Source organism: Martinezella rhizogenes (assembly GCF_027460065.1).
GTDB classification, from domain to species: Bacteria; Pseudomonadota; Alphaproteobacteria; order Rhizobiales; family Rhizobiaceae; genus Agrobacterium; species Agrobacterium rhizogenes_C.
This window is the reverse complement of sequence record NZ_JAPYZZ010000004.1, coordinates 262,810-282,402: the sequence shown is the minus strand read 5'-3', so window position 1 is coordinate 282,402 and position 19,593 is coordinate 262,810. Positions and strand designations below refer to the sequence as shown.

The window sequence follows — 19,593 nt, the reverse complement described above, 5'->3', positions numbered from 1 at the left end:
AGAATCAGGCGCGCGGTTCGGCGTAACGCAGGCGGCTTTCAATCAGCACACCGCTTTCATCCAGAATGGGATGCGCCACCGTTACAATATGAGCGTTGATGCGCTTCAAATCCCGCAGCATGTCGAGATGCAGCGAACTTGTCTGCATGCTTTCCGCCAGCCCGTCACGCAGACGCTCCAGATGGCGGTTGGAGGACTGTTTTTCGAGGCGGCGTATATCCACCTTGCTTTCCATCAGCCGGCGGGCAAGCTCGAAGTCGCCGGTCACCAGAATGCTCTGGGCGGCGCGCAGGTTCTCGATGGTCATGTCGAACAGGGTTTTCAGCTCTTCATAGCCGTCATCGGAAAATTTGAAGCTGTTCAGCACCTTCTTGCGGATCTGCTCGCAGATGCCCTTTTCGATGATATCGCCGATATGTTCGAGATTGATCGCATAATCGATGATGGCGATCGAACGGCGCGCTTCTTCGTCGGTCAGCCCCTTGCGGCCCAGTTGCGAGAGATAGACCTTCACCTCCTGCTGGCGGCGGTCGACTTTCTTTTCCAGCAGGGAGACTTCCTGAAGCGGTGCCAGATCATTATGCTTGAAGGCGTTTTCGGCGCGGATCAGCATCCGCTCGATGCTGTCGCCGACGCTCAGGACTTCGCGGGTGGCGTTGGCAAGCGCCACGACCGGCATATCAAGCGCCTGCTGGTCGAGGAAATTCGGGCCGTCTTCAGCCTTCGGATCGCCCGGCACGAGCTTTGCCATCAAATCGGATATCACACCGGAAAAAGGCCAGGCGAGTGTTGCCAGAATGACGTTGAAGATGAGGTGGGCATCAACAGGCAGTTTGGCGGGCGAAAGCGGCAATTGCTGCAAATACGTTGCGCCATAGGAGGCGAGCGGCATGGCAATCAGGCAGCCGATGGTGCGAACGACGAGATTGCCGATGGTGATGCGCCGCGCCGATGCCGGGCCGGAGAGCGTGGCGATCACGGGCGGAATGGCGCCGCCGAGATTGGCGCCGAGAATGAGAACGATGATGAGTCCGGTGGACAGCGTGCCGGTAGCGGCCAGTGACAGGATGAGTACCACGACGGCGAGACTGGAAGAAGAGACGAAAGCCAGCACGGCGGAAAAGATCAGCGCGACGGGCCATGCGCCATCAAGCAGGCCGATGAAGACGCCGAGCGCCGGCGAGGCGCGCATCGGTTCGGTCGCGCCACTTAGGAGATGCAGCGACAGAAGCATCAGGCCGATACCGATGACGGCGGTTCCGCCGCCCTGTCTGGCATTGGAACTGCCCTTTTTAAGGATAATGCCCGCTAGTATCAGCAGCGGCGACAGCCATTCGACGCCGGCCGCGACGATCCAGGCGGTAACGGCGGTGCCGACATTGGCGCCAAGCAGCACCACCTGCGCCATGCGCGGCTTGATGAGGTCGCGTTCGGCGAAGGAGGCGACGGTCAGCGCCGTCGCCGTCGAACTTTGCAGGGCGACGGTGGCGAAGAAGCCGGAAAAGAAGGAGCGCGGGCCATTCTGGGTGCCGGTGGCGAGCACGCTTCGGAGTTTCATGCCGAAAGCACGGGTGACGCCGTCCTTCACTTGGGCAAGGCCGAAGAGCAGCAGCGCAACGGCGCCGAGAAGGTTGACGATGACAATGGTGGATTGCATGCGACGTCTCCTCACGCCCGCCGGCGCACGGTCCCGGCGAGAGCGATTTTTATTGTCCGGCTAATCAGTATAGGAGCGCGCACGCTCACCGTACAGGCCGTGTTGCGACAGTTTCGCGGTAAAAGCAGTCAATTTTCATATTTGCCTGAAAAATTGGCTGCAAAGATGGCAGGTCAAGACCACGCCGTCTGGCGCAAGGCCTCGCCGGTGACCATCGCCGCCGACATGGCGACGTTGATCGAGCGCTGTCCGGCGACCATCGGGATGATGATTCGCTCATCCGCCTTGTCATGCACAGGGTCCGGCACGCCGGCACTTTCCCTGCCAAAGAGCAGGATATCATCGGCGCGATAGGTGATATCAGTATAGGGCAGGGCGGCCTTGGTGGAGGCGAGAACGAGGCGGCGACCGGTGGTTGCCCGCCATTCCTCGAAACGGTCCCAGCTGACATGGCGCGTCAGCGCCGCCGCCGCGATATAATCCATGCCCGCCCGTTTGAGATTGCGGTCGGAAATATCGAAGCCGGCCGGCTCGATGATGTCGACGCCAAGGCCAAGGCACGCCGCCAGCCGCAGGATGGTCCCCGTATTGCCGGGAATATCCGGCTGGTAGAGGGCGATCCGGATGTTGGACCCTGTTTCAGGCAAAATATCTGGCATGGTCTTCTCTTCGCATTCGGGACTGTCAGACCGATTATCACGGGTGAATGGCCTGTGACAGATGCGGCTGGGAAAAGTGCCTTTTTAAGACGGTTGGTCGCCGAATGTTCATTCGCATGACACATAGGCAGGTTACCCAATAACCAACCTATCGTCAGATAAATCAAAAGGTCCGGAATCGCCCAAGGGCGGTTTCGGATGGGATTTCTGTGCGCAGCAAAACGGGAAAAAAACCATGTCCGAACGGGTCAATTTCGTCCATCTGACCGATCTGCATATCGGTAATCCGCAGGTGCAGGATGATGATCTTTATTCCGAGACCTCGGCCACGTTGTCCGCTACGCTTGATCAGATCAAGGCGCTGGTGCCGCCGCCGGAATTCATCGTCGTCAGCGGTGACCTCACCAACCGGGGCGATGCCGGCAGCTATGAAGAACTCAAGCGGCTGATGGCTGAGGCAGAACTGGATGTGCCTGTTCTTTTCGCGCTCGGCAATCATGACCGCCGCGATGGCTTTTACCCTGTCATGCTCGGCCGTCATGAGGGCCTGGACGAGCCCTATGACCATGCCGAGGTGATTGCCGGTATCCACATCATCGTCATGGATACCAGCGTTCCGGGCAAGGTCGGTGGCGCTTTCGAACCCGGCCAGATCGAATGGCTGGAGGAGGAACTCGAAAACCACCCTGAACTGCCGAAGCTGCTGGTGATGCACCATGCGCCGGCGCTCGATTTCGACCGTCCCGAGGCGGAATGGGAATCCCTGTCCTTCGACGATACGGAAGCGCTGGACGAGCTGTTGTTCGAGCATGATGTCATCGGCATTTTGGCAGGTCATATCCATTACGACCGCATGTCGCACTGGCAGGGCATTCCGGTGGTGGTCGGCATCGGCCAGCATTTCGCCACCGATCCGCTATGGTTGCATGAGGGCGTGCGCATGTTGTCCGGTGCATCCTTCGCCATCGGCACGGTGCGAGACACGGGCCTGAGCGTGACGTTCGCGCCCCAGCCAAGCGATCGCCGGGAACTGAAGCGTCACACGCAGGCCGGCATGGCCGAGTTGATAAGCGAATATGAAGGCGCGCAGTCGCAGGACGCGGCTGAATAGGGTGACGCATCAGCATTTTGGGAGGGGTGGAGGCCTTCGCGGGTAAATCCGCCCGTTTGGCCCCGTATGCTGAAACGAACGCTTTTTCGCGCATTCCGTGTCTTTCCGACTGGTCAATGACTAATTTTTGCGCTACAAGGCCACATCTTCAACACCAGCCAAAGGAGGTTCTTATGGATAATTTCGTTCGCATTCGCCTCCTGGCCCCGGTAGCGCTGCTGCTGGCCTAGGTGTTGCCCCGCGGTTCAACCGCGTTTCCCATTTCTCGATTCGTCATGTGGCTGTTGCGGCCATGTTCAAAGACTTTTCCGTTCCGTCGTGAGCCATATTTGTGTCCGCTCACCATGTCACGATGGAACGATTGATTGCCGGAGCTTGGCCTATGTTTGGCTGGTTTGAAAAACGCCTCGATCCTTTTCCTTCTTCGACGCCGGATGTGCCGCCGAAGACGCTGTTGCCGTTCCTTTGGCACTATGTGAAGCCGGCCTGGCCATGGCTGCTGCTGCTCGGCTTGATGTCCATGGGCATCGCCATTGCGGAAGCCATGCTTTACAAATTCCTCGGCAACATCGTCGACTGGCTTTCCACGGCCAATCGCGAGACGTTTTTTGCCGATGAGGGCTGGCATCTGATGGTCATGGCGGGGCTGGTGCTGTTCCTGCTGCCGCTGATGGGCGCGATCCACACCATGACGATGCACCAGACGCTTGCCGGTAATTTCGGCATGATTGCGCGCTGGAAAATGCACCGTTTCCTGCTGCGTCACTCCATGAACTTCTTCGCCAACGAGTTTGCGGGCCGGGTTTCGACCAAGGTGATGCAGACGGCGCTGGCGATTCGCGAAGTGGCGCTGAAGGTTATCGACGTCTTCGTTTACGCGATCAGCTTCGTTGTTTCGATGCTGTTCATGGTCGCGGCGGCGGACTGGCGGCTGGTGATTCCGCTGCTGGTCTGGCTCGGTATCTATATGGCGATCCTTGCCTATTTCGTGCCGAAACTCGGCCGGCTGGCGCAGGAGCAGGCCGATGCGCGCTCGATGATGACGGGGCGGATCGTCGACAGCTATACCAATATCTCGACGATCAAGCTGTTTTCTCATGCGGGGCGTGAGGAAAGATATGCGCGTGAGGGCATGAATGTGTTCCTTGGAACCGTTCACCGCCAGATGCGCAAGATCTCCGGCTTCAACATCCTGATCGACCTCAACAATGCCGTGGTGCTGTTTTCCACGGCAACGCTTGGTCTTTATTTCTGGATGCAGGGTTCGGTGACGGCCGGTTCGGTGGCCATCGCCATCAGCCTTGCCATGCGCGTTAATGGCATGTCGCAGTGGATCATGTGGGAAGTCACCTCGCTGTTCGAAAATATCGGCACGGTCTATGACGGCATGTCGATGATGACGAAACCGCACGATATCGTCGACGTTCCGAAGGCACCTGAGCTTGCCGCCCCGCAGGGCGCCATCCGCTACGACAACGTCCGCTTCCACTACGGTAAGAACAAGGGCGTGATCGACGGGCTGACGCTCGACATCAAGCCGGGCGAGAAGGTCGGCCTCGTTGGCCGTTCCGGCGCGGGCAAGACGACGCTGATGAACCTGCTTTTGCGCTTCTATGATCTGGAAGGTGGCAGGATCACCATCGACGGGCAGGACATTTCCAAGGTGTCGCAGGACAGCCTGCGCGAACTGATCGGCGTCGTGACGCAGGATACTTCGCTTCTGCACCGCTCGATCCGCGACAACATCGCCTATGGCCACCCCGAGGCCACCGACGAACAGGTGATCGCGGCGGCGAAGCGGGCAAACGCCTGGGACTTCATCGAGATGCTTGTCGACATGCATGGTCGCCAGGGCCTCGATGCGCAGGTGGGCGAACGTGGTGTCAAGCTTTCCGGCGGCCAGCGCCAGCGTATTGCCATTGCCCGCGTCTTCCTCAAAAACGCACCGATCCTGGTGCTTGATGAGGCGACCTCGGCGCTCGATAGCGAAGTCGAGGCGGCGATCCAGGAGAACCTGTTCTCGCTGATGGAAGGCAAGACGGTGATCGCCATCGCCCACCGCCTTTCGACACTGACCGAGATGGACCGGCTCATCATTCTCGACAAGGGCCGGATCGTGGAAGCGGGCAGCCATGCGGAACTGGCGGCGATGGGCGGCATCTATGCCGACCTGTGGCGGCGTCAGTCCGGCGGCTTCATCGCCGACCACGAGGCGGAAGTGGCTGCGGAATAAGGAAAACAAGAGGGCGGGGGAACATTCTCCGCCCTCTTTCATTTTCCTGACGTTACCGAAATATAATCTTTTCCCGAACCCGCTGCGGCTGTTCCCGAGTGGGGAATCCGCCTATATCCGGATCATGGTCATTACCCGCATCTTCGAGTATTTCGAAAACTGGATAAAGCCCTTCGCCCGCAGGGACGATTTGCGGCCGCCTGAAAGTACACTCGCCTTCATCTGGTTTTATATCGCGCAGGCCAAGGCGCCGTTTTTCGCGATGCTGGTGCTCGGCGGGCTGACGGCGGCCATCGAGGCGGCGCTGTTCTGGTTCGTCGGGCGGCTCGTCGATATTCTCTCGACGGTGAAACCGGACGAGGGCTGGGCGGGGCTGCTTGCGGCCCATGGCGGTGAGCTCGTCGGCATGCTGGTGCTGATCGGCATCGTGCGGTTTATCGTCACCATGGTGACCGCGCTGGTCGACCAGCAGATTATTACGCCGGGTTTCTACAATCTGGTGCGCTGGCAATCCTATATGCATGTGGCGCGGCAATCGCTGACCTTCTTCCAGAACGATTTTTCCGGCCGCATCGTCACCAAGGTCTGGTCCGGCGGGCAGGCGGCGGGCGATCTCGTCACCTCGCTGATGGAAAGTGTCTGGTTCGTCGGTATCTACTCGGTTTCCATGCTGTTCCTGATCGGCGGGCTGGACTGGCGGCTTGCGGTTCTCGTCGTCGTCTGGGTGGCGATCTTCTCGCTGCTGGCGCGGTATTTCGTGCCGCGCATCCGCTATCATTCAAAGGAGACGGCGGAAGCCGCCTCGATGTTGTCGGGCCGCATGGTGGATGCCTATAGCAATATCCAGACGCTGCGGCTTTTCGGGCGCGACGACGCCAATGATCGCTACATGCGGCAGGGCTTTGATATTTTCCAAACCTCGACGATGAAGTTTACGCGGTTCATCACCGGCGTGCGCGCCTCCATGGCGCTGCTGTCAGGCGTGATGATCACCTCCATGGCGGCGCTCTGCATCGATCTGTGGCTATCCGGCAAGATCAGTTCCGGCGCGGTGGCTTTCACACTGGCGCTGGTGCTGCGCCTCAACTTCCTGCTCGGGCGGTTGATGACGCAGTTCAACGGCATCATGCGCAATTTCGGCACGGTGCAGAATGCCGCCGAATTGATTTCGCAGCCAATCGGTCTCGTTGATGCGCCCGACGCGGCAGTGCTTGAGGTCAAGAAGCCGAGCATCCGTTTTGAGAATGTCAGCTTCCATTACGGGCGGGCAAACGGCGTCATCGACAATCTCAACCTTGAGATCAGGGCCGGTGAGAAGGTCGGCATCGTCGGGCGCTCAGGTGCCGGCAAATCCACGCTCGTCAACCTCCTCCTGCGGTTTTACGATGTCGAGAAAGGTCGCATCCTGATTGATGGACAGGATATAGCCCGTGTCCGCCAAGAATCGTTGCGCGCCCATATCGGCATGGTCACGCAGGATACCTCGCTGCTGCACCGTTCTATCCGAGACAACATCATGTTCGGCCGAACGGATGCCACCGAAGCGCAATTGCTTGAGGCGACGCGCCGGGCCAAGGCGGATGATTTCATCACAAGGCTGGAGGACCAGCGCGGCCGCACGGGTTTCGATGCGCATGTGGGCGAACGCGGCGTGAAGCTCTCCGGTGGCCAGCGCCAGCGCATCGCCATCGCCCGTGTGATGCTGAAGGACGCGCCTATCCTCGTGCTCGACGAGGCGACGTCTGCTCTCGATTCGGAGGTGGAGGCGGCGATCCAGAGCAATCTGGACGAGCTGATGCAGGGCAAGACGGTGCTTGCCATCGCCCACCGCCTGTCGACGATTGCCGCTCTCGACCGGCTGATCGTGATGGATCGGGGGCTTATCGTCGAGCAGGGAAGCCACGCTGAGCTTGTCGCACAGGGGGGGCTTTATTCGGAGCTTTGGGCGCGGCAATCGGGCGGCTTTCTCGATGCGGAGGATGTGAAGCAACGGGAGGCCTGAGTGGTCCGTTCACCTCGGAATAAAATTGAAAGTTGTCAATTTCTTTCTATCTATTAATTGATTCAATCACAGATTTTATAATATACGGGTAATTTCTTGTTTATCACCCTATGGGAGAAAAAATATCAGCAGCAGCCGCTGTGGGGTATTGGGGTTAAACAATGAATTTTTTTAAAATCCGCATTCTCTTGCCGGCATTGTTCGGCATCACGGTGTTTTTCTCGCTCATCCAGGGCGTTGCCAGCATTCTGTCGGTCGAGGAAATGGACAAGCAGGCCGACAATATCGTGCTGCGCATGGAGAGGTCGCTTGCAATCGCCGACCTTGGGGACAGGCTCAACGATATCCGTCGCAATTATCTGACGGTCATGACGGCCTCGACGCCGGAAGCGCGCAACGCACTCTTTCAACGCACACTGCAATCACAGGAAGAGCGGGCCAAAGCTTTCGAGGCTTATGCATCCGGGCTGACGATCCCGCATATCCGGGAAAAATTCGAACGGCTGAGTGCGGCCGTGACCAATTATGAATCCATGGGTGCGGAGCTTAAAAAAATGCTCCTCGCCGGTGATACGGATGCCGCGACCGCTTTGATTGGCCGGATGACTCCCATCGGCAACAGCGCCGGCGCCCTTTTGAAGGACATGATCGAGGCGAATCGCCAGCTCGGCCTCGATGACAAGCAGGCAGCGGAGGAAACGGGACGGGTGGCCTTCACCCTGTCGCTTGCGGCGATGGTTATCGCGTCTGCTGTCGCCATTGCCGCCGCCTTCTTCAGTTTCATGCGTATTTCACGGCCCATCACCGATATCACCTTCGCCATGAACGGCCTTGCCGCGGGGGATAAAGACAGCGCCATTCCGCATTCGGGCCGCAAGGACGAAATCGGCGAAATGGCCGCCGCCGTTGCCGTTTTCCGTGATAACGCCATAGAGCGGGAGCGTCTTGAACAGGAGACCGAGGCCAATCGCAGCCTCAGTGAGCGCGAGCGGCTGGAGAACGAGGCACAGAAGGCGAAGGAGGCGGAAGAAATCCGTTTCGCCGTGGAAAATCTCGGTGCGGGGCTGAAGCAGCTCTCCGAGGGTGACATGACCTGCCGTCTGAACATTGCCTTTGCCGAGCGGCTTGATGGTCTGCGTGGTGATTTCAACGAATCCGTTGCCACGCTGCAGGCGGCGCTGCGTTCGGTCGGGGAAAACGCCCGGGTCATCGATGCCGGTGCCAGCGAGATTCTCGCGGCGGCGGGCGATCTCTCCCGGCGCACGGAACAGCAGGCATCTTCCGTGGAGGAAACCGCAGCGGCGCTGGAGCAGGTAACGACGGCGGTGAAGGATTCCGCCCATCGTGCCGCCGAAGCCGGACGTCTGGTGGAGCGGGCGCGGGAAAGTGCCGAAATGTCTGGCCAGATCGTCACGCGCACCGTGCTTGCCGTGCAGGATATTGAAAAATCCGCAAACGAGATCAGCAACATCATCAGCGTCATCGATGAAATTGCGTTCCAGACCAATCTGCTGGCGCTGAATGCCGGTGTGGAAGCCGCGCGTGCCGGTGATGCCGGCAAGGGATTTGCGGTGGTGGCGCAGGAGGTGCGTGAACTGGCGCAGCGCTCGGCCAGCGCCGCCAAGGAGATCAAGGGTCTGATCAACCGCTCCGGTGAACAGGTGCGCGAGGGCGTGACGCTGGTTGGCAAGACCGGTGAGGCGCTTGCGGGGATCGTCGACGAGGTGCGGGAGATCAACCGCCATGTCTCGTCCATCGTCGTCTCCACGCGGGAACAGTCGACCGGGCTTTCCGAGATCAACTCCGCGGTCAACCTGATGGATCAGGGCACGCAGAAAAATGCCGCCATGGTGGAGCAGACGACGGCGGCCAGCGACAGTCTTGCGTCGCAGGCAACTGCCCTCAATAGGCTGCTGACGCAATTTACCCTTCAAGAGAAGGGCAACACCCTCGTCACAGCAGGTCCGGCTGCTGTGCCGCAGCCTTCGCCGGCGCGCGCCATGGGCCAGCGAATTGCCGCTGCCTTTGGCGGCGGGCGGCAGGCGGCTGCTGCAGGGGACTGGGCGGAATTCTGAGCGATGCTTCCTTGTCAGGAAGCGCAGTCAGCGGCGGCCTTCGGGTCGCCGTTTCTACATGGCGCTATGCCATTTCCTGCCGCGCATTACCGGCCGATCATGAAATCCGCCATCAGTCCGAAATGATTGGAGCCGAGGCTGTCGGGCAGGCGGGTGGTTTTCATCAGGGTTGCCGGTTCGCGGGCGAAGATGTGGTCGATGGCGATGCCGAATCGGCCGGCCTCCGTCGGCCATGTGGCGGGTTCGAAGGTCACTTTTTTGAGATCGTTGGCGGCGAGGAAGGCGCGCATGTCGGGTGCGATGCTGGATGAGTTGAAATCGCCGGCCAGAATGAGCGGTCCGGTCACGCGGAAGAGAATCTCGCTGACTTCATCCAGCTCGTCGCGGTGATAATCGTCGAAATAGGGCTTGGTGATGTGACCGGCTGCGAGCGTCAGCTCCGTACCGTCGAGATCGACATGCGCAATGGCAAACCGGTCCCGTCTAAGATCGCTGAGACTGTGGAACCGACCTTCCAGCAATGGTCTTTTTGACAGGATGACCAGATCGCAGCCCGGCGTACCCTCATAACAACCGAGCCTGTGCGGATAGGTTTGCTGCAAACGCGGCAGAACCGATTGCAAGGCAGCCGCTTCGAAGAGGTAGACGGCATCCGCCTCTGATTCGAGAATTTTATCGGCAATCGCATCCGCATTGGCCGCATTATCCATCAAGACGTTGAAGGACAGCAGCCGAAACGGCTTTGCGCCGGGCGCTGCGGTGGCGGCTGTGGAAAATTCCATCAGCATCGCGACGGCGTGGATCGCCAGCGCAAGTGCCCAGACCAGAAGCACCGCCGTAACGACATCGCGCGTCAGCCAGAAGACGAGGCACGACAGCAGGATGCAGACGATGGCAATGTGAAGCTGGAAGCTGGTGACGAAGGCCAAAAGCCAGAAATCCGTCACATAACGCAGGCTGGCGATGAAAAGAACGGCAGCCACTGCCGTGGATACCATGCAAGAGAGCTTCGCCGTCATCCGAATCCCTGCTTTCCAAGCTCTCCCTTGAAGTCTCCTAACATGGCGTCTTGATGCGCACAATGTTGCCCGCCTGCCAAGGACGGCGAAAAAATGACGACCAAATCGGCCCCCTCAGGCAGAATTACGGCAGCTTTGTGTGCTTTGCTCTTGCCAAGTCAGTCAATATTTTGCGATCACACAGAGTGACGCGGTTTCTTAATGCCGCAGTTGTGTCCAGGACGATGGGACGGAGTTTGTCCTGGATCAAATCATAGCGGGAGGACTCATGCGATTTACGGCAAAAACAGCGCAGAGGATGGTGTAGCGGTGAGCGAGCACGTAACCAATCACGACGCTTCGGGTGAACCGACCCGTCGCGATTTTCTTTATCTAGTGACGGGAATGGCGGGCGCCGTCGGTGCCGCCGCAGTTGCATGGCCTTTTATTGACCAGATGCGTCCCGATGCATCGACGCTGGCACTCGCCTCCATCGAGGTGGATGTCGCGGCCGTCGAGCCGGGCATGTCGCTCACCGTCAAGTGGCGCGGCAAGCCGATTTTCATCCGCAACCGCACGGCAAAGGAAATCGACGAAGCCAATGCGGTCGCTCTCGGCGATCTCAAAGACCCGGTGGCACGTAATGCCAACATCGCCCCCGACGCGCAGGCGACGGACATTGACCGCTCCGCCGGTCAGGGCAAGGAGAACTGGATCGTCATGATCGGTTCCTGCACCCATCTCGGTTGCGTTCCGCTTGGCCAGGCCGGCGATTTCGGCGGGTGGTTCTGTCCCTGCCATGGCTCGCACTACGATACGGCGGGCCGCATACGTAAGGGTCCGGCGCCGCAGAACCTCGCCATCCCGACATTTGCATTCACATCCGATACCGTGATCAAGATCGGATAAGGGGACAGATATTCATGAGTGGCCATTCCAGTTATCAGCCGTCCACCGGCATCGAGAGGTGGATCGATTCGCGGCTTCCCTTGCCGCGCATGATCTATGACAGCTTCGTTGCCTATCCTGTCCCGCGTAACCTGAACTATGCCTACACTTTCGGTGCGATGCTTGCCGTCATGCTGATCGTGCAGATCCTCACCGGTGTCGTGCTGGCCATGCATTATGCGGCCGAAACGACGGTTGCGTTCAATTCCGTCGAAAAGATCATGCGTGACGTCAACCACGGCTGGCTGCTGCGCTACATGCATGCCAACGGCGCGTCGTTCTTCTTTATCGCGGTCTATCTGCACATTGCCCGTGGTCTTTATTACGGCTCCTACAAGGCGCCGCGCGAAATCCTCTGGATTCTCGGCTGCGTGATCTATCTCCTGATGATGGCGACGGGCTTCATGGGCTACGTGCTTCCCTGGGGCCAGATGTCCTTCTGGGGTGCGACCGTCATCACCGGCTTCTTCACGGCGTTCCCGCTCGTGGGTGAATGGATCCAGCAGTTCCTGCTCGGCGGCTTTGCGGTGGACAATCCGACGCTCAACCGCTTCTTCGCACTTCACTACCTGCTGCCCTTCATGATCGCGGGTGTCGTCATCCTGCACATCTGGGCACTGCATGTGACCGGCCAAACCAACCCGACCGGCGTGGAAGTGAAGAGCAAGACCGATACGGTGCCCTTCACGCCCTATGCGACGCTGAAGGATGCGCTCGGCGTTTCGGTGTTCCTGATCGCCTATGCCTGGTTCATCTTCTACATGCCGAACTTCCTCGGCCACCCTGATAACTATATCATGGCGGATCCGCTGAAGACGCCGGCCCATATCGTGCCTGAGTGGTATTATCTGCCGTTCTACGCGATGCTGCGCGCCATCACCTTCAACATCGGGCCGATCGATTCCAAGCTCGGTGGCGTTCTCGTGATGTTCGGTGCGATCATCGTGCTGTTCTTCCTGCCCTGGCTCGATACGTCGAAGGTTCGCTCCGCCGTCTATCGTCCCTGGTACAAGATGTTCTTCTGGCTGTTCGTGGTCAACGCCATCCTGCTCGGCTGGCTGGGTTCGCGCCCTGCGGAAGGACTTTATGTCGTCATGTCGCAGATCGGCACGCTCTACTATTTCGGTTTCTTCCTCGTCATCATGCCGATCCTCGGTCTGGTCGAAACGCCGCGGCGTATTCCGAATTCCATTACCGAGGCCGTTCTCGAAAAGAACGCCAAGAAGGGTGCCGCGCCAGCGGCCGCCCAGATCTGAGCGCGAAGGAAGGATGACGACAATGAAGACGCTTCTCAAGAGCATCGCGCTTATCGCCGCCCTCAGCTGTTCCGCCGCCGCTTTTGCGGCGGAGGAGAGCCATGATCTCGCCACCAAGGCGGAACATGCGATTGCCGGCGGCCACTTCCCGATCATCAAGCCCGAGGAGCAGAGCTGGTCCTTTGCCGGTCCCTTCGGTAAATATGACAAGGGCCAGCTGCAGCGCGGTCTCAAGGTCTATAAGGAAGTCTGCTCCGCCTGCCATTCGATGAGCCTCGTTTCCTTCCGCACGCTGGGGGATCTCGGTTACTCCGACGAGCAGGTGAAGGCTTTCGCCGCGGAATATGAAGTGCAGGACGGCCCGAATGCCGAAGGTGAAATGTATAATCGCAAGGCTGTGCCTTCCGACCATTTCCCCTCACCATTCCCGAACCACGAAGCGGCGGCTGCCGCCAATGGTGGCGCCGCACCGCCTGACATGTCGCTGCTTGCCAAGGCGCGCGGCGTGGAGCGTGGTTTCCCGCAGTTCATTATCGATATGATCCCGATCGTCGGCGGTTATCAGGAAGGCGGCCCGGATTACATCCATGCGCTGCTGACCGGCTATCAGGAACCACCGGCCGGTGTTGAGATATCTGAAGGTACGCATTTCAATCCGTACTTCGTCAGCGCTGCGGCACTGAAGATGGCGCCGCCGATCAGCGCCGATCAGGTGACCTATGACGATGGTGCACCGCAGACGGTTGATCAATATTCCAAGGACGTCGCTGCCTTCCTGATGTGGGCTGCGGAACCGCATCTGGAAGCGCGCAAGCGCACCGGCTTCATGGTCATGGTGTTCCTGTTCATCTTCACGGCGCTGATCTATCTCACCAAGAAATCGGTTTACGCCAACAAGGAACACTGAGCATCAATTTTGATGTCTATATTCATCAGCCTCCGCGGTCTTCCGCGGGGGCTTTTTCATGGGCATTTGTTTGCGGATGTCTGCCCGGTCTGGGCGCGGATCGAGGGATGTCGGCGGCGGAACGAGCGCCGGTGCCTTTTTAGTTGGTCCGCAGCCGTCAAATTGATAGGGTGGCCCGAACCTTCTGATCCATTTCCCATTTTAACTGGAATTATCATGACCGTTGTCGCTTCGGAGCTTTCCGCTGCCATCCGTTCCATTCCCGACTATCCGAAGCCGGGCATCATCTTCCGGGACATCACGACGCTGCTCGGCAACCCGCGCGCTTTTCGTCGTGCCGTCGATGAACTGGTGCAGCCCTATGCGGGAACGAAGATCGACAAGATCGCAGGTATGGAAGCCCGCGGCTTCATCCTGGGCGGGGCGGTGGCGCATCAGCTGTCGGCCGGTTTTGTGCCGATCCGCAAGAAGGGCAAGCTGCCGCACACCACCGTGCGGGTCGCCTACAGCCTGGAATACGGCGTGGACGAAATGGAAATGCATGTGGATGCCGTCCAGCCGGGCGAGAAGGTTATTCTGGTCGATGACCTGATCGCCACCGGCGGCACCGCCGAAGGTGCGGTGAAGCTCTTGCGGCAGATGGGTGCGGAAATCGTCTCCGCCTGCTTCGTCATCGACCTGCCCGATCTCGGCGGCCGCAAGAAGCTGGAAGATCTCGGCGTCGAAGTGCGCACGCTGGTGGAATTTTCCGGCCATTAAGGCAGTAGCCGGGGCAATCGTGACGGGTATTGCCCCGGGGCTCGCTTTAGTCGAATTCCAGAACCCCGCTCCGGAAGGTCAGCACTGTTTCTCCCGACTGGTTGACGCCCTCGTTAAAGGTGGTGTTCAGCCAGATGCCGGGTCTCGATTCCAGCGGGCGGGTGTCGAGCAGCGTGACGAAGTAGGTCACGTCGTCACCGGCAAAAACCGGCTTCTTCCATTTGAGTTCGCGGAAGCCCGGGGAGGGGCCGAGTTTTGGCGGTTCGAGGCCCTGTAGCTTCAGCCTCTTCACTTCTTTTGCCCAATGGGAGAGGAAGGATTTCATCCAGCCCGCGCCAGTGTGCCAGCCGGAGGCGCAGAGGCCACCGAAAACGCTGTTCCTGGCCGCCTCGGCATCGAGATGAAAGGGCTGCGGATCGAAATCGCGGGCGAAGCGAACAATGTCTTCGGCGGAAAAATGCAGCGTATCGAGGGTGACGCGTTCGCCGATCGGGGAAAGTTCTGCCAGTCTCATGCTGCAACGCCTCCATTCGTGCGCATCAGGAACATGACGGTGTTTTCTCCCTGCGAGACCAGAACGCCGTGCTGGTTATAGAGCTCGTGGCGCAATTTCACGAGGCCGATACGGGGGCGCGATCCCGAAGGACGCTGTTCCAGTACGATTGATTTTCCCGAAAGCGTGTCTCCGGCCAGAACCGGTTTTTTCCAGTCGACGTAATCGATGCCGGGGCTTCCTTGCGAGGTGGAGTTGGCGATGTAGCTGTCCGCCATCATCCGCATCAGCAGGCTGCAGGTGTGCCAGCCGGAAGCCGCCAGCCCGCCGAGAATGCTCCGGCGGCCAGCCTCTTCCGACAGATGCATGGGCTGGGGGTCGAACTCGCTGGCGAATTCGATGATCTGGGGTGCGGAAATCGATTGTGGTCCAAGGGGAAATTCCCGCCCGACGGTAAAATCCTCATAGGCATATGTCGCGACCGGCGCCATGGTTTCCTCCCTTCGCACAGTCAGTGTTGTGCGCATCTAAGAGGATTTTTCCTTTTACGTAAAGGTCAAATCGTAGGCGGGATATTGGAGCGGGAAGGCGCTATGGAGCGAGCGGGTGCGTCTTGCTTCTTCTCCCCGCGGGGGAGAAGGTCGCGGCAGCGGGTTGAGGTGGCGAGGGTAGAGATATTCGGAGAGCTTGCCCCCTCATCTGTCCCTTCGGGACATCTTCTCCCCGGCGGGGAGAAGAAACAATCGGCAATGTCCGCGTCACCTAGCTTCAGAGGAAGCGAGCCCCGTCGTTCAAACCAGATCAGGTGTTGAAGCGGAAGTGGATCACGTCGCCATCCTGAACGACATATTCCTTGCCTTCGTCGCGTCCCTTACCCGCTTCCTTGGCGCCGACTTCGCCCTTATAGGCGACGTAGTCGTCAAAGCCGATGGTGAAGGCGCGGATGAAGCCGCGTTCGAAATCGGTGTGGATGACGCCGGCGGCGGCGGGGGCTTTGGTGCCGCGCACGATCGTCCAGGCGCGCGTTTCCTTCGGGCCGACGGTGAAATAGGTGATGAGGTCGAGCAGGTGATAGCCGGCACGAATCAGCCGGTCGAGACCAGCTTCATTCAGGCCGAGGGCAGAGAGGAATTCCTCGGCTTCATCGGCCGGAAGCTGTGCAACTTCGGCCTCGATCGCCGCCGAGATGATCACGCATTCAGCACCCTGTTCCTTTGCCATCGCCGCGACGGCTGCGGTGTGCTCGTTGCCGGACGATGCGTCGGCTTCCGAGACGTTGCAGACATAAAGCACCGGGTGCGACGTCAGGAGATTGAGACCCTTGAGGATTTCGATTTCCTCAGCTGGCAGCGTCTTCAACAGCAGGCGTGCCGGCTTTCCGTCGTTGAGCAGCGCGATGACGGCTTCCATCACGGGCAGTTGAGCCAAAGACTCCTTGTCCTTGCTGGTGGCGCGCTTGCGCGTCTGCTCGACACGGCGTTCCAGGCTTTCGAGGTCGGCGAGCATCAGCTCGGTCTCGATTGTTTCGGCATCGCCGACCGGGTTGATGCGGCCTTCCACATGGGTGATATCGTCGTCTTCAAAGCAACGCAGCACGTGAACGACGGCATCGACTTCGCGAATATTGGCGAGGAACTTGTTGCCGAGGCCTTCACCTTTCGACGCACCTCGTACCAGACCGGCAATGTCCACGAAGGAGATGCGGGTCGGAATGATTTCCTTCGAACCGGCGATGGCCGCAAGCTGTTGCATGCGCGGGTCAGGCACCGCAACTTCGCCGGTGTTCGGCTCGATGGTGCAGAAAGGATAGTTGGCGGCCTGTGCGGCGGCCGTTTTCGTGAGCGCGTTGAAGAGGGTGGACTTGCCGACATTTGGCAATCCAACGATACCGCATTTGAAGCCCATGGCTTGAAACCTGTCCGTTTGAAAGAATTCGTTGAGGAGCCTTTTGCGGAAAGGGCAGGGCAAGGTCAAGCCCGCGGGCCGATTTGGACAGGCAAAGCCCGCCGAAAGGTGCGGAATTCCGGGCAGGCTTGCCGATGACGCGGTTGCGGCGCAATATGAGCGGGTCCAAGACGCGATCTTTCGCCATCCAGCGGGATTTTTCCCCTGAACCACGATGATGAACCACCATGACGAGCGACAATCATGAGTGACAGTCCTGTCGATCTCAAACCAAAACCGAAAGTCAAACCGAAGCTGGAGCGGCCGAAGCTCTACAAGGTCATGCTGCTGAATGACGACTATACACCGCGCGAATTTGTCACGGTGGTGCTGAAAGCCGTCTTTCGCATGAGCGAGGAAACCGGCCATCGGGTGATGATGACGGCGCATCGCTTCGGCAGCGCGGTGGTGGTTGTCTGCGAGCGCGATATCGCCGAGACCAAGGCCAAGGAGGCGACCGATCTCGGCAAGGAAGCGGGCTTCCCACTGATGTTCACGACCGAGCCGGAGGAGTGAGGGGGTATGGCGTGTGGGGGTGCCGTGCAGCCGACACGTTGTCCTTAATCCTGCCGAATCTGGAAACCTGTCTTGTTTTGCACAAAGCCGCAGCTTTCGTAGAAGGCATGAACCGCCGGGTCGTGGCGGCCTGTCAGGAGCATCACCTTGTAGCAGTTCGCGCCGAAGGCAGTCTCAATGGCGTGGCGCACCACCGTGCGGCCATATCCCCGACCGCGGTGCGCCTCCAGTGTCACCACGTTTTCAATGAAGGCATAAGGGCGGGCGGCGCGGGTCAGGTTCGGAACGATCAGAAGCGTGGCAGTCGCGATGGGTTTGCCATTCTCTGTGGCCACAAATACGGTCAGGCCGGGTTGGGCGAGCATGGCTGCGAAAACTGCACCTGCTTCCTGCGTCGTCAATTGCGGGTCTGATGGATTGAGTGACTGGTAGAGTTCGAGCAAACCGGGCAGATCGTCGGGGCCGGCCGCACGCAGGGCGATGGTGTCAGAAGACATGGGTGCTAGTCCTTCTTGCCGAACATTCGCTTCAGCATCTCGGCCATCGGCCCGGTTTCCGGCAGCTTTTTCGGCTGGGCGCTGTTGCGCGCCTGATGGATGTGGGACTGCGCGGCTGGCTTGCCCGCCTTTACCGGTTTTTCCGCTTCCGGTTTGCTGCCCGTCGCCAGCGCCAGCTTGTTCATCAGCTGCGAATCCTCACCCTTCACCAGCATGGCGGCGTTATCGGCAATGGCGTCCAGCAGCGGATCGAGCCAGACGCGGTCGGCTTTCGCGAAGTCGCCGAGCACGTGGCCGTGCACCCGCTCCTTGTCGCCGGGATGGCCGATGCCGAGGCGCAGGCGGCGGTATTCCTTGCCGCAATGGGCGTCGAGCGATTTAAGGCCGTTATGACCGCCATGGCCGCCGCCGATCTTGATGCGCGTGCGGCCGGCCAGCAAATCAAGTTCGTCATGGATGGCGATGATGTCGGCCGGCGTCAGTTTGAAGAAACGCATGGCCTCGCCGACGGATTCGCCTGACAGGTTCATATAGGTGAGCGGTTTCATCAGCAGAACCTTCTCGCCGCCGATCTCGCCTTCGGAAATTTCCGCCTTGAACTTCTTCGACCAGGGCGCAAAGGAGGGCAGGCGTTGCAGCGCATCCACGGCCATGAAGCCGATATTGTGACGGTTTCCCGCATATTGTGCGCCGGGATTACCAAGTCCTGCGATGATCTTCATGGGGCATGTCCGCGTTTTGCCTGATGATGCTGTTGTCACCACCCCGAAAAATGCCTGATGTCAATCTTTTTATGGGTTTGCGGGCGATCGGCCGATTGCTCAGGGGCTGACCAGACCGTAACGATCAAATATCTGCTGCTGTGTTCCATCGGCGATCAGCCTGTCCAGCCGGGCCTGCAATTTCGCGATGATCTCGTCGGGAACGCTTTGGTTGCAGGCAAGGCCGAGCTGTTGCCGGCTCAGCGTTATCACCTCCTTGAAGCTGTTCGCAGGCAGGCTCTTGAAGGTGCTTTCCGACATGGGCATGAGGTCGATGCGGCCGAGCTTCAGCTTGTTGAGCGTGATCTCGAAATCCGCGCCGACATCCACCTGCGGGAAACCGAGTTTTTCCAACAGTGCTTCGGTATAGTCGCCCCGCTGGGTTCCCACGCGGTATCTTCTGGCGTCCTCGAGGCTGGAAGCTTCGATATTCGCCTCGCGGCGGGCCACGAGAATGTTGCGGTCGGTGTGAATTGGGGCAACCCATTTGAAGAGCTTTTCCCGCTCGGGCGTTCTCGCCGTGGCGAAGACGCAGTGCATGGCCTGTGTTGTGGCCAGTGCAATGGCCCGCGCCCAGGGCATGACGGCGACTTCGTAATCCGTATCGGTGTCCTGAAGCACGATCTTGAGCTGGTCGAAATAGACGCCGTGCACGCTGCCGTCGCTGGCCTGCAGATTATAGGGCGGATAGACCTCGGTCGTCAGGAAGAGCTTGGCCGCGCTGACTGGTGTGGCGAGAGCAAGAAAGAGCAGACAAAAGCGGATCAATCCCATCGC

The 19,593-nt window shown here is 59.4% G+C and carries 18 protein-coding genes; 9 read left to right on the top strand and 9 right to left on the bottom strand.

The window, feature by feature from the left end; all coding sequences use genetic code 11:
• Positions 1–4 precede the first annotated feature (4 nt).
• Positions 5–1,657 (bottom strand): Na/Pi cotransporter family protein, encoded by a 1,653-nt coding sequence (locus O8B93_RS09460; protein WP_269709546.1) that lies wholly within the window; start codon positions 1,655–1,657, stop codon positions 5–7.
• Positions 1,658–1,830: 173 nt separating this feature from the next.
• Positions 1,831–2,316 (bottom strand): tRNA (cytidine(34)-2'-O)-methyltransferase, encoded by a 486-nt coding sequence (locus O8B93_RS09455; protein ID WP_269709545.1) that lies wholly within the window; start codon positions 2,314–2,316, stop codon positions 1,831–1,833.
• 235 nt (positions 2,317–2,551) lie between these two features.
• Here O8B93_RS09455 and O8B93_RS09450 point away from each other — a divergent pair, with 235 nt between their 5' ends.
• From O8B93_RS09450 to O8B93_RS09435, 4 genes are all read left to right on the top strand, one after another.
• Positions 2,552–3,427 carry a phosphodiesterase gene (locus O8B93_RS09450; RefSeq protein WP_269709544.1) on the top strand — a complete coding sequence of 292 codons (876 nt, stop codon included), beginning with the start codon at positions 2,552–2,554 and terminating at the stop codon, positions 3,425–3,427.
• A 382-nt stretch (positions 3,428–3,809) separates the two neighbouring features.
• Positions 3,810–5,660 carry an ABC transporter ATP-binding protein gene (locus O8B93_RS09445; RefSeq protein WP_269709543.1) on the top strand — a complete coding sequence of 617 codons (1,851 nt, stop codon included), beginning with the start codon at positions 3,810–3,812 and terminating at the stop codon, positions 5,658–5,660.
• A gap of 124 nt (positions 5,661–5,784) precedes the next feature.
• Positions 5,785–7,662 carry an ABC transporter ATP-binding protein gene (locus O8B93_RS09440; protein WP_269709542.1) on the top strand — a complete coding sequence of 626 codons (1,878 nt, stop codon included), beginning with the start codon at positions 5,785–5,787 and terminating at the stop codon, positions 7,660–7,662.
• A 161-nt stretch (positions 7,663–7,823) separates the two neighbouring features.
• Positions 7,824–9,737, top strand: coding sequence for a HAMP domain-containing methyl-accepting chemotaxis protein (locus tag O8B93_RS09435; protein ID WP_269709541.1), 1,914 nt, complete (start codon positions 7,824–7,826; stop codon positions 9,735–9,737).
• 86 nt (positions 9,738–9,823) lie between these two features.
• Here the strand turns inward: O8B93_RS09435 and O8B93_RS09430 are convergent, their stop codons facing one another.
• Positions 9,824–10,756: an endonuclease/exonuclease/phosphatase family protein gene (locus tag O8B93_RS09430; protein WP_309568499.1), complete on the bottom strand. Its 933-nt coding sequence runs from the start codon at positions 10,754–10,756 to the stop codon at positions 9,824–9,826.
• 309 nt (positions 10,757–11,065) lie between these two features.
• On the opposite strand from O8B93_RS09430, the gene petA reads away from it, so the two are divergent.
• The 4 genes from petA (at position 11,066) to O8B93_RS09410 (ending at position 14,605) form a co-directional block, all read left to right on the top strand.
• Entirely contained in the window at positions 11,066–11,644 is a 579-nt protein-coding gene (petA, locus tag O8B93_RS09425; RefSeq protein ID WP_006311186.1) for a ubiquinol-cytochrome c reductase iron-sulfur subunit, read from the top strand.
• 14 nt (positions 11,645–11,658) lie between these two features.
• A complete protein-coding gene (locus O8B93_RS09420; protein ID WP_269709539.1) occupies positions 11,659–12,939 on the top strand; it encodes a cytochrome b in 1,281 nt (426 codons plus the stop codon).
• A 22-nt stretch (positions 12,940–12,961) separates the two neighbouring features.
• Positions 12,962–13,846 carry a cytochrome c1 gene (locus O8B93_RS09415; protein WP_405049051.1) on the top strand — a complete coding sequence of 295 codons (885 nt, stop codon included), beginning with the start codon at positions 12,962–12,964 and terminating at the stop codon, positions 13,844–13,846.
• Between the two features lie 216 nt (positions 13,847–14,062).
• Positions 14,063–14,605, top strand: a complete 543-nt coding sequence (locus O8B93_RS09410) for an adenine phosphoribosyltransferase (RefSeq protein ID WP_269709537.1) — start codon at positions 14,063–14,065, stop codon at positions 14,603–14,605.
• Positions 14,606–14,651: 46 nt separating this feature from the next.
• On the opposite strand, the gene O8B93_RS09405 is transcribed toward O8B93_RS09410, so the two are convergent.
• From O8B93_RS09405 to ychF, 3 genes are all read right to left on the bottom strand, one after another.
• Complete coding sequence (locus O8B93_RS09405) at positions 14,652–15,119, bottom strand: MaoC family dehydratase (protein ID WP_269709536.1); 468 nt, start codon at positions 15,117–15,119, stop codon at positions 14,652–14,654.
• Positions 15,116–15,589, bottom strand: a complete 474-nt coding sequence (locus tag O8B93_RS09400) for a MaoC family dehydratase (RefSeq protein ID WP_269709535.1) — start codon at positions 15,587–15,589, stop codon at positions 15,116–15,118. Before O8B93_RS09400 ends, O8B93_RS09405 begins: the two co-directional genes overlap by 4 nt.
• A gap of 310 nt (positions 15,590–15,899) precedes the next feature.
• Positions 15,900–17,003, bottom strand: coding sequence for a redox-regulated ATPase YchF (ychF, locus tag O8B93_RS09395; protein WP_269709534.1), 1,104 nt, complete (start codon positions 17,001–17,003; stop codon positions 15,900–15,902).
• A gap of 243 nt (positions 17,004–17,246) precedes the next feature.
• Here ychF and clpS point away from each other — a divergent pair, with 243 nt between their 5' ends.
• Positions 17,247–17,558 (top strand): ATP-dependent Clp protease adapter ClpS, encoded by a 312-nt coding sequence (gene clpS / locus O8B93_RS09390; protein ID WP_046797956.1) that lies wholly within the window; start codon positions 17,247–17,249, stop codon positions 17,556–17,558.
• Positions 17,559–17,602: 44 nt separating this feature from the next.
• On the opposite strand, the gene O8B93_RS09385 is transcribed toward clpS, so the two are convergent.
• The 3 genes from O8B93_RS09385 to O8B93_RS09375 all read right to left on the bottom strand — a co-directional run bounded on the left by O8B93_RS09385 (position 17,603) and on the right by O8B93_RS09375 (position 19,590).
• The gene (locus O8B93_RS09385) at positions 17,603–18,055 is read right to left on the bottom strand and encodes a GNAT family N-acetyltransferase (RefSeq protein ID WP_269709533.1); all 453 of its coding nucleotides are present in this window, start codon (positions 18,053–18,055) and stop codon (positions 17,603–17,605) included.
• A gap of 5 nt (positions 18,056–18,060) precedes the next feature.
• Positions 18,061–18,777: an aminoacyl-tRNA hydrolase gene (gene pth / locus O8B93_RS09380; protein WP_269709532.1), complete on the bottom strand. Its 717-nt coding sequence runs from the start codon at positions 18,775–18,777 to the stop codon at positions 18,061–18,063.
• A gap of 99 nt (positions 18,778–18,876) precedes the next feature.
• The gene (locus O8B93_RS09375) at positions 18,877–19,590 is read right to left on the bottom strand and encodes a substrate-binding periplasmic protein (protein WP_269709531.1); all 714 of its coding nucleotides are present in this window, start codon (positions 19,588–19,590) and stop codon (positions 18,877–18,879) included.
• Positions 19,591–19,593 lie beyond the last annotated feature (3 nt).

Excerpts from the sequence above, each read along its gene's own strand:
- O8B93_RS09415 (WP_405049051.1), top strand. The coding sequence starts at position 12,962 with ATGAAGACGCTTCTCAAGAGCATCGCGCTTATCGCCGCCCTCAGCTGT.
- pth (WP_269709532.1), bottom strand. The coding sequence starts at position 18,777 with ATGAAGATCATCGCAGGACTTGGTAATCCCGGCGCACAATATGCGGGA.
- O8B93_RS09385 (WP_269709533.1), bottom strand. The coding sequence starts at position 18,055 with ATGTCTTCTGACACCATCGCCCTGCGTGCGGCCGGCCCCGACGATCTG.
- O8B93_RS09420 (WP_269709539.1), top strand. The coding sequence starts at position 11,659 with ATGAGTGGCCATTCCAGTTATCAGCCGTCCACCGGCATCGAGAGGTGG.
- O8B93_RS09430 (WP_309568499.1), bottom strand. The coding sequence starts at position 10,756 with ATGACGGCGAAGCTCTCTTGCATGGTATCCACGGCAGTGGCTGCCGTT.
- O8B93_RS09450 (WP_269709544.1), top strand. The coding sequence starts at position 2,552 with ATGTCCGAACGGGTCAATTTCGTCCATCTGACCGATCTGCATATCGGT.
- O8B93_RS09455 (WP_269709545.1), bottom strand. The coding sequence starts at position 2,316 with ATGCCAGATATTTTGCCTGAAACAGGGTCCAACATCCGGATCGCCCTC.
- ychF (WP_269709534.1), bottom strand. The coding sequence starts at position 17,003 with ATGGGCTTCAAATGCGGTATCGTTGGATTGCCAAATGTCGGCAAGTCC.
- O8B93_RS09400 (WP_269709535.1), bottom strand. The coding sequence starts at position 15,589 with ATGGCGCCGGTCGCGACATATGCCTATGAGGATTTTACCGTCGGGCGG.
- clpS (WP_046797956.1), top strand. The coding sequence starts at position 17,247 with ATGAGTGACAGTCCTGTCGATCTCAAACCAAAACCGAAAGTCAAACCG.
- O8B93_RS09405 (WP_269709536.1), bottom strand. The coding sequence starts at position 15,119 with ATGAGACTGGCAGAACTTTCCCCGATCGGCGAACGCGTCACCCTCGAT.
- O8B93_RS09440 (WP_269709542.1), top strand. The coding sequence starts at position 5,785 with ATGGTCATTACCCGCATCTTCGAGTATTTCGAAAACTGGATAAAGCCC.
- O8B93_RS09445 (WP_269709543.1), top strand. The coding sequence starts at position 3,810 with ATGTTTGGCTGGTTTGAAAAACGCCTCGATCCTTTTCCTTCTTCGACG.
- O8B93_RS09435 (WP_269709541.1), top strand. The coding sequence starts at position 7,824 with ATGAATTTTTTTAAAATCCGCATTCTCTTGCCGGCATTGTTCGGCATC.
- O8B93_RS09375 (WP_269709531.1), bottom strand. The coding sequence starts at position 19,590 with ATGGGATTGATCCGCTTTTGTCTGCTCTTTCTTGCTCTCGCCACACCA.
- O8B93_RS09460 (WP_269709546.1), bottom strand. The coding sequence starts at position 1,657 with ATGCAATCCACCATTGTCATCGTCAACCTTCTCGGCGCCGTTGCGCTG.
- O8B93_RS09410 (WP_269709537.1), top strand. The coding sequence starts at position 14,063 with ATGACCGTTGTCGCTTCGGAGCTTTCCGCTGCCATCCGTTCCATTCCC.